We start from the raw sequence: 12834 nt of genomic DNA, 5'->3' as shown, positions 1-12834 counted from the left end.
CTACAATTTGATTATTTTTTATATATTTGAATTCGTTTAAAAAACAAACCGATGGAATTAAAATCGAACAACCCATTTTTAGGAAGTAAAGCATTTAAAAACGCTGAAGCTGTAGATGCAGATGGGCGTACAGTGCTTATTGATTACAATAACACAATGACCGTGAGCGGGGCAATAAACAAAAGTTTTATTTTATTGCTTTTATTGTTAACAGGTGCATTTGCTACCTGGTACATGATCATTAATGGGGCTAACGCATTTGTGCCTACAATTGCCGGCGCTATATTAGGTTTTGTCGCTGTTATTGCGGCAAGTTTTAAACCGCAGTACTCAGGCTATCTTGCACCGGCTTATGCTGTTTTTGAAGGTTTGTTCATTGGAGGTATCTCTGCCGTATTCGAATCAATGTATCCTGGTATTGTTGTTCAGGCAGTAGGAGGAACATTTGTAACGTTTGCAGTATGTTTTGCATTATACCGATTTAAAATTGTACAGGTAACCGAAAAATTCAAATCGGTAGTAATTGCAGCTACACTTGCTATTGCTACTTATTATATTATCTCAATACTTGCTTCATGGATCTTTAATTTCCAAATGGTAGGAAGATCTGCTACAGATGGTTCTTGGATGAGTATTGGTATCAGCGTATTTGTTATTGTTATTGCTGCATTAAACCTTTTCCTTGATTTCGATTTAATTGAAAAAGGAGCACAAAGAAAAATGCCTAAATACATGGAATGGTTCAGTGCAATGGGTCTTATGATCACACTTGTGTGGCTTTATGTAGAATTCTTAAGATTGCTATCTAAAATATCAAGCAGGAATTAATTTCTTAGCATGTACATATACAAAGGCTGTCCATTAGGGCGGCCTTTTTTGTTTTACTACAGTCTTTTAAAATCTGCGGAGATCAGTTTGATCCGCGTTCTATTTTAATTGATGTTGTAAACGCGCCTGATAGCTATCGGGAGTTGAAGGCCATAGCTTCACTCTTATGGTTCAACCTTTCTCTTAGGATTAATCAAAAATCGAATTTAAGCTGTACAGCGACCGTTTTTTTTGCGCCCGCTACTTCGTTGTTAAGATTGGCTAAAGATATCCCTAAGAGCCTCACAGAGTCCTTTAGCTTCTCCTGATAGAGCAGTTCTCTAACCGTTTCCATAATAAGGCTTTTATCCGAGATAAAATACATCAGTGTCTTGCTTCGGGTTTGTACGGTAAAGTCACTGTATTTAATTTTAAGCGTAACGGTTTTACCTGCAATTTTGCTTTTTTTGAGTCGGCGGTCCAGTTCGTTGGCAATGATCTCGAGTTTTTCTTCCATAAAGATCTCAGACGACAGGTTCTCGTTAAAGGTATGTTCTGTCCCTACCGATTTTACAGTTCTGTCGGGTTTCACTTCACTGTTGTGTATACCGCGGACTACATAGTAGTAATAGGCTCCCGATTTACCAAAATGCTCGGTAAGGTATTCTATCGATTTTAGCTTTAGGTCGGCTCCCGTAAAAATGCCGAGCTGGTACATTTTCTCTTCGGTTACTTTTCCTACGCCATAAAATTTTCCAATATCAAGAGCTTCCAGGAAAGGTTCTACTTCATCCGGGTTGACTGTTTTTTGTCCGTTTGGTTTGTTGTAGTCGCTGGCGACTTTGGCAACAAATTTATTGATGGATATTCCTGCTGATGCAGTTAATCCGGTAACTTCCAATATCCGCTGCCGAATTTCTTTAGCAATCATTGTAGCACTTGGATTTCCTTTTTTATTGTGGGTAACATCAAGATAGGCTTCATCCAGCGACAGTGGTTCTACCAGGTCTGTATATTCATGGAATACCTGGCGGATGCGTTTTGAAATTTCCGAGTAGCGGTCAAACCTTGGACGTACAAAGATGAGCTGCGGGCATTTTTTCTTGGCCAAAAACCCGCTCATGGCACTACGCACACCAAACTTTCGTGCCTCATAACTGGCAGCAGAAACCACACCACGGGTTTCTCCGCCGCCTACGGCAATAGGCTTGCCGCGCAGTTCGGGGTTGTCCAGCTGTTCTACAGACGCATAAAAAGCATCCATATCTACATGGATTATTTTTCGTAAAACCGGTATGGGGTCCATGCTGTAAAATTAAGCAAAAGCAGAGAAATAAAGTCCTCAGTCACAGTAGCAGTTTTCAGTTATTCGTGTTAAACTGTACCATTGTCACACTGTCCCAATAGCTATTGGAGGTAGAAGCATACTTAGAAATATATTTTTAGTTTGTTCTTTTGTCTTGAAATAAAAGAACCAAAAATTCAAGGCAGGAACTTCTTAGGCTTAAAATTATCATCTTCAGCTAAAAGATTTGAACTCGCTGCGCTCAAATAGCAAATCTTTTTTAACGCTTCATCTTATATTTTGCTTACGCCACGAAGCTGTAGGCCGTAGCTTCACTCGCATGTTGTCACGCTGAGCTTATTGAAGCGCAACACTTTTAAACTAAAGGCAACCTCTTAAATCTTCTTGAACGGTTCTTGTCCTGTCGCAGTTTTGTTGTAATTTCAATAATTATTGATAAAACCATTGTTATGTCAAAAACTGCAATTGTATTAGGGGCTACAGGTGCTACGGGTTATGAAGTACTAAAGTTTTTATTAGCAGACAGCCGTTATGAAAAGGTAAAACTGTTTTCCAGAACCCCAATTACTACGATCATACACCCTAAGATCGAAGAGCATATTATAGATATGTTCGATCTGGAAAAAGAAAATGAGGCTTTTACTGCCAATGAAGTGTATTGCTGCATTGGTACCACAAAAGCAAAGACTCCGAATACCGAGACCTATTATAAAATTGATTTTGGTATTCCTGTTGCAGCAGCAAAACTGGCAAAGAAAAATAATATCCCTGCCTTTTTAGTAATATCTGCTATTGGTGCAAATAAAAACAGCAGCGTTTTTTATACCCGTACCAAAGGAGAAATGGAAGAAGCAGTGCTAGATCTCGCTATACCTAAAACACATATACTTCAACCGTCGCTTATTGTTGCCGACCGTAAAGAATCGCGCTTAGTGGAAAACCTGGCATCTGGATTTATGTGGCTTATCAATCCGCTGCTTTTTGGTAATGCGACAAAATATAAGAGTATTAAAGCAACCACTATTGCAAAAGCTATGGTGTGGCTGGCGAATAATCCTTATCCTGAAAATATCGTTACTTCAGACAAGATCGGGGAAATAGGGAAGGGTACTTAAGATGTATTGTTAATCTGTTCGATTGTCACACTGAGCTTGTCGAAGTGCAATTTGTGCTCATTTAACTCTGTTTTTTTGTCTTGAAACAAAAGAACCAAAAATTCAAGGCAGCAACTTTTTAGGCTACAAAATATAAATCTTCAGTTAAAAGATTTGAACTCGCTACGCTCAAACAGCAAATCTTTTTTAACGCTTCATTGTATGATTTTTTACGCCACGAAGCTGAAGGCGATAACTTCACTCAAATGTTGTTGCGCAGAGCTTATCGAAGCGTAATAGTTTTTTATGCAATTTCGAGATCTGCGAAAATCACTTCAATTCGCGTCATCCGTGTTCCGTTAAAGCCAAAGTTTAATCTTTACTCTGTGCTCTGAAATTCGGAAAAAAGAAAGAACCCGGCTTGCGTTTAAAATGCCTCCAGATAGATCCTGCTACGATGCGCATTTCGGATAACGGAATGTTACGGGAACGGAAAGCAAGACCCATTGAGAGTCCGAAACTTACAAGGAAGTTTACAAGCCCGATGATCCCTATCCCGAAAATCCCCCAAAAGAGCATTTCGTTAGATACATTAAAATTGGCACCATACATTCCCAAAGCAAGGTTGCCACTGGCAAAAGTAATGTGCCTGATATCAATGTTCAGTCCCAGGAACACACCTATTGTTCCGGTAGTACCCATAAATACACCAAACCAAAAGTTAGAGATAATACCGGCCCATTTCTTTTCGTACAACTTGGCAAACTTTTGTGTGCGGACACGGCCAAAGCTCATTTTAAGCAGCGGATGTTCCTGTATACGGTAGTAAATGTTTTGGTGTTTGTCGCGGTTGGCAACACTTCCTGCAATAATACCCGAAAGGAACAGGAACACCCCGGCAATAGCGGCATGCAGTATGGCCAATGAGTTTATTGGGTTAAGATCGTTTATAAGGGTGTACCATTTGGTTAATGCCAAATTGTAGTGAAAACAAATATCAATAAGCCAGATGCCCAGTAATGCCACAGGGAATGCTACAATAACATTACCTACAAAGGCAATGAACTGGGAACGGAATACACGTGCAAAAAATTCGGCGAATGCCTGATGTTTCTCATGTTCGTCGGCATTCTTGTTCTTGCGGTCGGCTTCAAGGGCGCTTATTAGTGCCGATGCCGTCATGGCTGGCTGTTTTGTAGCAAGTGTAAAACCTAATACATAGATAGCAATAAAACCAAGTGAATAGTTAAGGCTGTAAAAAAATGCATGCCCAAAGGCACTGGTATCCATTTTAGACAGGAATACCTTGATGATGCACAATACGGCAACTACAATACCTCCACCTGCAGCCGTCCAGAACATTTTAAAGTATTCCTTTCGGTCTTTGGTAATATAATGCTCTCCGGTTTTTGCCGTATGCTGTGTTACTTCATACGATAGTAACTGTGTACTCTCGTTGATAAGCTTACGCACATTTGTCTTATCGCAATTGTAGGTTATCAGGTCTATGCCAAGTTGTATGCTGTTTTTCTTAGCATCCTCAGGATTAGTGAGTACTAAAAGCGGCAAAAGTGTTTCTAAACGTTCTAATTGCTGCCTGATACGTAACAGGTTTTGGTTTACGCGCAACGATATTCCATATTTTTCGCTATTGCGAAAAGCATGCTGTACATAATCCATACATTGTTTGTGCAATATGAGGAGTTGCTTGTATCCAAGGTCTTCGCGGGTAATAAAATTAGGAGTTTGTTCCAGTAGTTTTTCGGTAATAAGGGCAAACTCTTTTTGGAATTCCAGGAACGGACTCTCAAGATTCTCATACTCAGGAACCATTTTAATGACTTCCGATTCCAGAGCACGTCCAGAAATACGGTGAATAATAACTTCCATACTAAAGAGCAGTTCGGCAAGCGGACTCCCAGTAGCACTCGTTACATAAATATCCCTGAATTTTAAGATGTTTAAAACCTGCTGTATCTGTTCCTGCGGAATGGTCTTTATCCAAAGCGGGTCTGTTTTTATAAAAAACACTTGGTTGAGCACATATTCTAACGTGTCTTTTTCAGGCTGATCGGGGATAAGTTTGGCAAAAAGACGTTTTTTAACCTCAAAAATAAAATCAGAGTCGGTTAGTATGCCGGCATCGGTAAGTATCTTGCTAAATTTCTTATTTTTAAGAATACCCCTAAGATAAAGCGCAAGGGCTTCGCGATAGCGTTCATTTTCTGAAAGCAGCTGCAAGAGTTCTGTAAGATCTACAGAGAGTATAGTTTTTAGGTTTTTAGGCCTGATAATGTTTACCAGTTCGGCAAGCAGGTCTATTTCTTCGGCTTTGTATTCCCACAGATTATTCTCGTCAAAATTAATTTTAAAGAACTCTGCAAGGGTAATTCTAACTTTTGTTTTCCTGAACTTCATGGGCAGTTATGCTATCCTTATTTTGTAAAAATACAAATCGAAGTTTATATAACCTTAGCTTATTTGTGATTTAGGATATGATTAAGAGTAAATTTCCTGATATTTAGGTTGTTCTTTTGTCTTGAAACAAAAGAACCAAAAGTTCAAGGCAGCAACTTCTTAGTAATTTGCTTACGCTACGAAGTTGAAGGCCTTAGCTTCATTTATGTGTACTTATCCTTATTATATTTGGATGTAGATTTCCCCTCCTTTGGAGGAGTGGCTGAAAGCCGGGGTGGTTTAACACGATATTAAAAAACAAATCAATCCTTATAAATCCGTAACTTGCCGTTAGAATTAGCAAATGAATTATGATCGAGATTGAACGTAAATTCCTCGTGTTGTCAGACAATTACAAAAAAGAGGCAGCCACAAAAAAAAGGATTGTACAGGGCTACCTGAACTCCAACCCGGACCGAACGGTGCGTGTGCGCATAAAAGGCGATCAGGGGTTTCTTACGATAAAAGGGAAAAGCAACGATGCCGGAACCATAAGGATGGAATGGGAGAAAGAAATTCCGGTTCCTGATGCTGAGCAGTTGCTTACATTGTGTGAGAAAGGTGCGATCGATAAAATTCGGTACGAAATAAATTCGGGCATCCATACTTTTGAAATAGATGAGTTTTTTGGCGATAACGAAGGACTTACCGTTGCCGAAATTGAACTTTCGGATGAAAATGAAGCGTTCGAAAAACCATCATGGCTGGGTAAAGAAGTTACCGGCGATCAGCGTTATTACAATTCCCAGTTAAGCAATAATCCGTTTAAAGCATGGGAGCAGTAAAAACCTACGACCTTATTATCATTGGCGGAGGCCCCATAGGTATGGCGTGTGCTATTGCTGCCCAAAAGAAAGGACTCAACTACCTGATTCTTGAAAAAGGAGCATTGGTAAACAGCCTGTTTAACTACCCTTTATACATGACGTTTTTCTCTACTGCCGAACGTTTGGAAATAGGTGATATTCCGTTTAGCTGCATTGCCCCAAAACCGGGCAGGCAGGAAGCACTGGAATATTACCGGAATATTCACAAGTATTTTAAACTCAACATTAATTTATTCGAACAGGTATCTGCTGTTAAAAAACAGCCTAATGGTTTGTTTGATGTTACTACAAATAAAACCGCTTATTCTGCAAAGAATGTGGTCATTGCTACCGGTTTTTATGACATTCCTGTTTACCTGAACGTTTGGGGCGAAGACCTTCCCAAGGTGCGCCATTACTACAAAGAAGGGCATGAGTTTGCTTTTAGAAAAATAATTGTGGTGGGGGCAAACAACTCATCGGTAGATGCTGCGCTGGAATGCTGGCGCAAAGGTGCCGATGTAACTATGGTTATTCGAAAAGGCGAAATTAATGACCGTGTAAAATACTGGGTTAAACCCGATGTGGAGAACCGCATTGCCGAAGGAAGTATTAAAGCGTACTTCTATTCTGAAATTACAGAAATAAGGGAAGATGCTGTAGACATTCTTACACCGGAAGGCACAATTACGCTAGAGAATGATTTTGTGCTTGCGCTTACAGGCTACCGTCCTAATCTTGAATTTTTACAAAATTCAGGAATCGAAATTAGCAATGAAGCTACCAGAACACCCCGCTATAACCCGGATACTATGGAAAGCAACGTTAAAGGGCTTTACCTAGCCGGAGTGGTTTGTGGAGGTATGGAAACGCACAAATGGTTTATTGAAAACTCACGTATTCATGCTGATATGATTATTAATGCTATTGTTTAATTAGCACTGCTGTCACGCTGAGCTTGTCGAAGCGCAATCGAAAAATCTTAGGTAATTATAGTTTTTAAAAACGTACAAGGTTTTCGAAACCTTGCAGGTTGATGCTGTGTGCTGTCATTGCTAGCGCAGCGTGGCAATCTCCAGGCTTGAATTTATTATTTCGCTTCGACAAGCTCAGCGTGACTGTTCGCTTAAATACTTAAATGGCAGTAACTACAACGTTTTCGTGAGATTCCTTAACGAATATTTAACAAAAACTTTAGTTCGGTTGGTTCGGTTGTTGTCGAACCAAGTATTATCTTTGCACCAATTTTTAAGAATAGATGTAAGGTTTTGCAAACAAAATTATACTATAACAGGATTTTGACTAAGATTTGTTTGGTTATGATGTTCACTGTGCAGCATTTTTAACAGGAATAAATCGCGAGATCAAGACTGTTTTTAAGTGTATTCTTACAGCTACTATCTTGATAGTGAAATTATTGCATTGTATTCCGTTAAATGTTTGTTAAGGGGATTAATGCAGGAAAACGAAAACGGATTACCTTTGTATAACCCTTTTTAAGAAGAAATGTCAGACATAAAGAAAGAGAAAGAAGAGCTGGTTGAAATGTTTGGAGTTCATTTTGAATCGCACCATAATTTGTCCCCACTGGGCTCGCGAATACTTGCCACCCTTATACTGGATGGCTGTAAAAACGGATTAACCTTTGAAGACCTTACCGAACGTATGGGAGCAAGTAAAAGCTCAATATCTACAAACCTTAATTTGTTGCTTAAAACAGGCAAGATAAATTATTATACAGTAGCTGGCGACAGGAAAAAATATTTTAAGCCATCACCTTTTAGTGAAAGGCTTGATAATTACCTGAAGATCATAGCATATGAGAAACAGATTATTGATAAGATGATCATTTATCGTCAAAAAACCATGAGTAATGTAGAGGAGCAGGTGAATTTTATAAATATAAGAGCTTATAAAGACCATATTGCAGAAATTGAAACGCTTTTCCTTAAAACAATAGATAAGTTTAAGGAAATCGAAAAAATTAGAGAAATCGAGAAAAATAAAATCACAAACATCAATCCAGCATAATTTAATATATACATGAAAAAGACAACTTTTTTGGGCGCAATAGGAGCCCTTTTGATAGTAGCCGCTTGCGGTAAAAAAGCAGAGCAGGCTCCTGCTATGGGACCAATGCCTTTTGTAGTTCAAACTATCGCTAAACAGGATGCCGTTATTTATGATGAATATACAGCTAACCTTGAAGGCGAGCAAAATGTAGAGATTCGCCCAAAAGTGAGTGGCTATATTCAGGAAGTATATGTTGATGAAGGTCAGCAGGTGCGCAAAGGCCAGATTCTTTTTAAGTTGGAAACACAGGTTCAGAATCAGGATGCTGCTGCAGCAAAAGCTAATGTAAATGCTGCACAGGTAGAGGTAGACAGACTTAAACCGCTTGTAGACCGTAAAATTATATCTGTAGTGCAGTTAGAAACTGCAAAAGCAAAACTGGCGCAGGCAAAAGCATCTTACAGCGGTGTTGCGGCTAACATTAACTTTGGTACAATAACATCTCCGGTAGATGGTGTAATAGGCACACTGCCTTTTAAAGCAGGAAGCCTTGCAAGCCCTACTATGGAAATGCCTTTAACTACAGTAGCAGATACAAGAGTGGTGCGTGCTTATTTTTCTATGAACGAAAAGCAGATGCTAAACTTTACAAGATTGTTTAAAGGCGCTACACTTCAGGAAAAACTTAAAAACACACCTCCTGTAAGCCTTATTTTAGTAGATGGCAGCGAGTATGAAATTAAAGGTAAAATTACAACAGTATCAGGATTAGTTAATGCTGCTACAGGTAACAGCCAGTTCAGGGCCGATTTTAAAAACCCTGAAGCTGTACTTAGAAGCGGAAGCAAAGGGTCTGTTCGTTTACCGATAGAATATAAAGATGCGATATTAGTTCCTCAAAATGCAGTGTTTGACCAACAGGGCAAGCAAATGATCTATGTTGTAGCAAAAGACAATACAGTAAAAGCGAAAGTTATTACTACGACAACAACATCAGGTCTTAACTATGTTGTAACCGAAGGCCTTGAAGTAGGTGATGTAGTTGTAGTAGAAGGTGCTTCTAAACTTAAAGACGGTATGCAGATCGTACCACAGGATGCAGGCAAAAAAGAAGATGTTCCTGCAACTGCTGCTGCAACCACTACTACTGTTACCGAAAAAACAACCGTTACCAAAAAATAACATAAGATGCTAAAGACATTTATAGAAAGACCGGTATTATCTACCGTAATTTCGATACTTATAACCATATTGGGTGTTTTGGGACTAATGTCCCTGCCCGTTGAGCAATACCCTGAAATTGCTCCCCCAACCGTTCAGGTAACAGCCGTATATACGGGTGCAAATGCTGAAACGGTATTAAATAGTGTTGTGATTCCGCTGGAGGAAGAGATCAACGGTGTTGAGGGAATGACATACATGACCTCGAGTGCTGCCAATGATGGATCGGCAAATATATCTGTATACTTTGAACTTGGCGTAAACCCGGATATTGCTGCGGTAAACGTACAAAACAGGGTATCTCGTGCAACGAGTAAACTGCCACAGGCGGTTATACAAACTGGGGTTACAACGCTAAAGAGCCAGACGAGTGCACTTATGTTCGTTTCGTTGTTTAGTGATAATAAAGATTATGATGATACCTATGTGCAAAACTTTGCCAAGATCAATCTTGTGCCAAGGTTACAGCGTGTAAAAGGTGTGGGTCAGGTAAACGTTTTTGGTACGAAAGATTACTCGATGAGAATCTGGATCAATCCTGAGAAAATGTCTGCCTTTAACCTTTCGCCAAAAGATGTACAGGCTGCATTACAGGAACAGAACGTTGAGGCTGCTCCGGGTAAATTTGGAGAGAATGCACATGGCGTTTACGAATATGTAATTAAGTACAAAGGACGTTTGTCTAAAGTTGAGGAATATGAAAACATTGTTGTAAAAGCAGCCGGAAACGGAAACTTTATACATCTTAAAGATGTTGCAACGGTAGAGCTGGGTGCCTTTAATTATGGTTCTAACAACTATGGTATGGGTAACAAAGGGGTGGCGATTGGTATTTTCCAAACGTCGGGCTCTAATGCAAATGATATTATCGAAGAGGTAATGTCTATCCTTGAGCAGAGTAAGCCAAGTTTCCCTCAGGGTATTGACTATGTTGTACCTTTTAACACTAAAACATTCCTTGATGCTTCTATAGAAAAGGTAATTTCTACATTGGTAGAAGCCTTTATATTAGTGTTTATTGTGGTATTCCTGTTCTTACAGGACGTTCGTTCTACACTTGTACCTGCAATTGCGGTACCGGTAGCGATCATTGGTACCTTCTTCTTCCTGCAGGTCTTTGGATTCTCTATCAACCTGCTTACCCTGTTTGCATTGGTACTGGCCATTGGTATTGTGGTCGATGATGCGATCGTCGTCGTCGAGGCGGTGCACGCCAAGCTGGATGAAGGCGAAAAATCGGCTAAAAAAGCAACACTGTCTGCGATGAGCGAAATTACGGGAGCTATTATCTCGATTACGCTTGTAATGTCGGCGGTATTTATTCCGGTATCATTCCTTAAAGGTCCGTCGGGGGTATTCTACCAGCAGTTTGCTATTACGCTTGCGGTAGCGATCCTTATCTCGGCAGTAAATGCACTTACACTGAGCCCTGCTCTTTGTGCGCTGTTGCTAAAACCGCATCCGGAAGGAGAACATCATAAAAAGAAAAATCTTAAAGACCGTTTCTTTGTTGCATTCAATGCAGGCTTCGATTCGATGAACCAAAAATATGTACGTTCGTTACATGGTCTTGCAAAAAGAAAATGGATAACAGGGATTGCACTTGTAGTATTTTGCGGAATCACTTATTTCTTATTCATAACGACACCGGCAGGATTTATCCCTAACGAAGACAGGGGTATTATCATGGCAGATATTACCATGCCTCCGGGAACTACACTTGAAAAAACAGATAAGGCTGTAAAACAGCTTGACTCTATATTAGCGTCTATGCCTCTTGTTGAAGCAAGGATGAATGTGGTAGGTTTCAGTTTACTTAACAGGATTAATGGTGGTTCTTACGGGTTTACCGTATTAAGGCTGAAAGACTGGAAAGAAAGAAAAGAGAAAAATCAATCGGTAGATGCTATCGTTGGTGAATTATTCGGACGCGCATCTGCAATTAAAGATGCCAGAGTATTATTCTTTACACCTCCAAGTGTACAGGGATTTGGATCGGCAGATGGTTTTGAGTTTAAAATTCAGGATAAAGGTGATGATGACTGGGGAACTGTAAGTAAAGTGAGCAACGAGTTTCTTGCGGCACTTGCTAAACGCCCTGAGATTCAGTATGCTATGACAAATTTTAACCCGAACTTCCCTCAGTATCAAATGGATATTAATGTGGAAAGGGCTAAAGATGCAGGCGTATCTGTAACCGATATCTTTAATACTATGCAGGGTTACTATGGTGGTTTGTATACTACAGATTTTAACCGTTTTGGTAAACAGTTCCGTGTAATGATCCAGGCGAAGCCGGGTGAAAGAGCAGACGAACGATCTATTAATAATATCTATGTGCGTAATGCAAGTAACCAGATGGTTGCTATAAGCCAGTTCATTGACTTTAAAAAGATATATGGCCCTGAGGCTGTTGCACGTTTTAACATGCTTAAAGCAGTAAACGTTAATGGTAAAGCCAATCCCGGATACAGTTCCGGAGATGCTATTAAAGCGATTCAGGAAACAGCAGCACAGCATTTGCCTAAAACCTATGGTTATGAATTCTCTGGTATGACCCGTGAAGAAATTATTGCAGGAAGCCAGGCGGCAGGTGTATTCCTGTTGAGTTTGATATTTGTTTACTTCCTGTTAAGTGCGCAGTACGAAAGTTATGTAGTGCCATTCTCTGTACTGCTATCGTTACCGGTAGGTATTGCAGGAGCTATTGGTTTTGTGAAGCTGGCAGGATTAGAAAATAACATTTACTTCCAGGTAGCCCTGATAATGCTTATAGGACTCTTAGCGAAAAATGCCATCCTTATTGTCGAATTTGCCATACAGCGAAGGCGACACGGGATGAGTCTGGTCGATTCGGCTACCGAAGGTGCAAAAGCGCGTTTACGTCCTATCTTAATGACATCGTTTGCCTTTATATTTGGTTTAATGCCACTTGCCCTTGCTACTGGTGTAGGTGCTGTAGGTAACAGGTCTATTGGTATGGGTGCTGTAGGTGGTATGCTTGTAGGGACAGTATTAGGGGTATTTGTTATTCCGATATTGTTTATCATTTTCCAGGGATTACAGGAAAGGATGTCGGCAAAACGTATTGCCAAAGAGGCCGAAGAACACAACAGTGAAGCATAAAACA

General features: G+C 39.9%; 9 protein-coding genes. 7 read left to right on the top strand and 2 right to left on the bottom strand.

The annotated features are described in order from the left end of the window. Window positions 1-51 precede the first annotated feature (51 nt). Window positions 52-828, top strand: a complete 777-nt coding sequence (locus EPI11_RS11950) for a Bax inhibitor-1/YccA family protein (RefSeq protein WP_128390206.1) — start codon at window positions 52-54, stop codon at window positions 826-828. 193 nt (window positions 829-1021) lie between these two features. Here the strand turns inward: EPI11_RS11950 and dinB are convergent, their stop codons facing one another. Then, window positions 1022-2113: a DNA polymerase IV gene (gene dinB, locus EPI11_RS11945; RefSeq protein WP_128390205.1), complete on the bottom strand. Its 1092-nt coding sequence runs from the start codon at window positions 2111-2113 to the stop codon at window positions 1022-1024. A gap of 449 nt (window positions 2114-2562) precedes the next feature. On the opposite strand from dinB, the gene EPI11_RS11940 reads away from it, so the two are divergent. Next, on the top strand, window positions 2563-3228 hold the full coding sequence (locus tag EPI11_RS11940; RefSeq protein WP_128390204.1) for an NAD(P)H-binding protein: 666 nt from the start codon (window positions 2563-2565) through the stop codon (window positions 3226-3228). A 351-nt stretch (window positions 3229-3579) separates the two neighbouring features. Here the strand turns inward: EPI11_RS11940 and EPI11_RS11935 are convergent, their stop codons facing one another. Beyond that, window positions 3580-5625, bottom strand: coding sequence for a recombinase (locus EPI11_RS11935; protein WP_128390203.1), 2046 nt, complete (start codon window positions 5623-5625; stop codon window positions 3580-3582). A 350-nt stretch (window positions 5626-5975) separates the two neighbouring features. Between EPI11_RS11935 and EPI11_RS11930 the strand changes: the two genes are divergently transcribed. From EPI11_RS11930 to EPI11_RS11910, 5 genes are all read left to right on the top strand, one after another. Continuing rightward, the gene (locus EPI11_RS11930; RefSeq protein ID WP_128390202.1) at window positions 5976-6449 is read left to right on the top strand and encodes a CYTH domain-containing protein; all 474 of its coding nucleotides are present in this window, start codon (window positions 5976-5978) and stop codon (window positions 6447-6449) included. After that, entirely contained in the window at window positions 6437-7405 is a 969-nt protein-coding gene (locus EPI11_RS11925) for a YpdA family putative bacillithiol disulfide reductase (RefSeq protein ID WP_128390201.1), read from the top strand. Before EPI11_RS11930 ends, EPI11_RS11925 begins: the two co-directional genes overlap by 13 nt. 571 nt (window positions 7406-7976) lie before the next feature. Continuing rightward, window positions 7977-8501, top strand: a complete 525-nt coding sequence (locus EPI11_RS11920) for a GbsR/MarR family transcriptional regulator (protein ID WP_128390200.1) — start codon at window positions 7977-7979, stop codon at window positions 8499-8501. Between the two features lie 12 nt (window positions 8502-8513). Further along, complete coding sequence (locus EPI11_RS11915; RefSeq protein WP_128390199.1) at window positions 8514-9665, top strand: efflux RND transporter periplasmic adaptor subunit; 1152 nt, start codon at window positions 8514-8516, stop codon at window positions 9663-9665. A 6-nt stretch (window positions 9666-9671) separates the two neighbouring features. Then, window positions 9672-12830 carry an efflux RND transporter permease subunit gene (locus EPI11_RS11910; RefSeq protein ID WP_128390198.1) on the top strand — a complete coding sequence of 1053 codons (3159 nt, stop codon included), beginning with the start codon at window positions 9672-9674 and terminating at the stop codon, window positions 12828-12830. The last annotated feature ends 4 nt before the right edge of the window (window positions 12831-12834 follow it).

Source organism: Flavobacterium cerinum, from assembly GCF_004028155.1.
In the GTDB taxonomy this organism is placed as follows: Bacteria; Bacteroidota; Bacteroidia; order Flavobacteriales; family Flavobacteriaceae; genus Flavobacterium; species Flavobacterium cerinum.
This window is presented reverse-complemented; position numbering and strand designations above follow the sequence as displayed.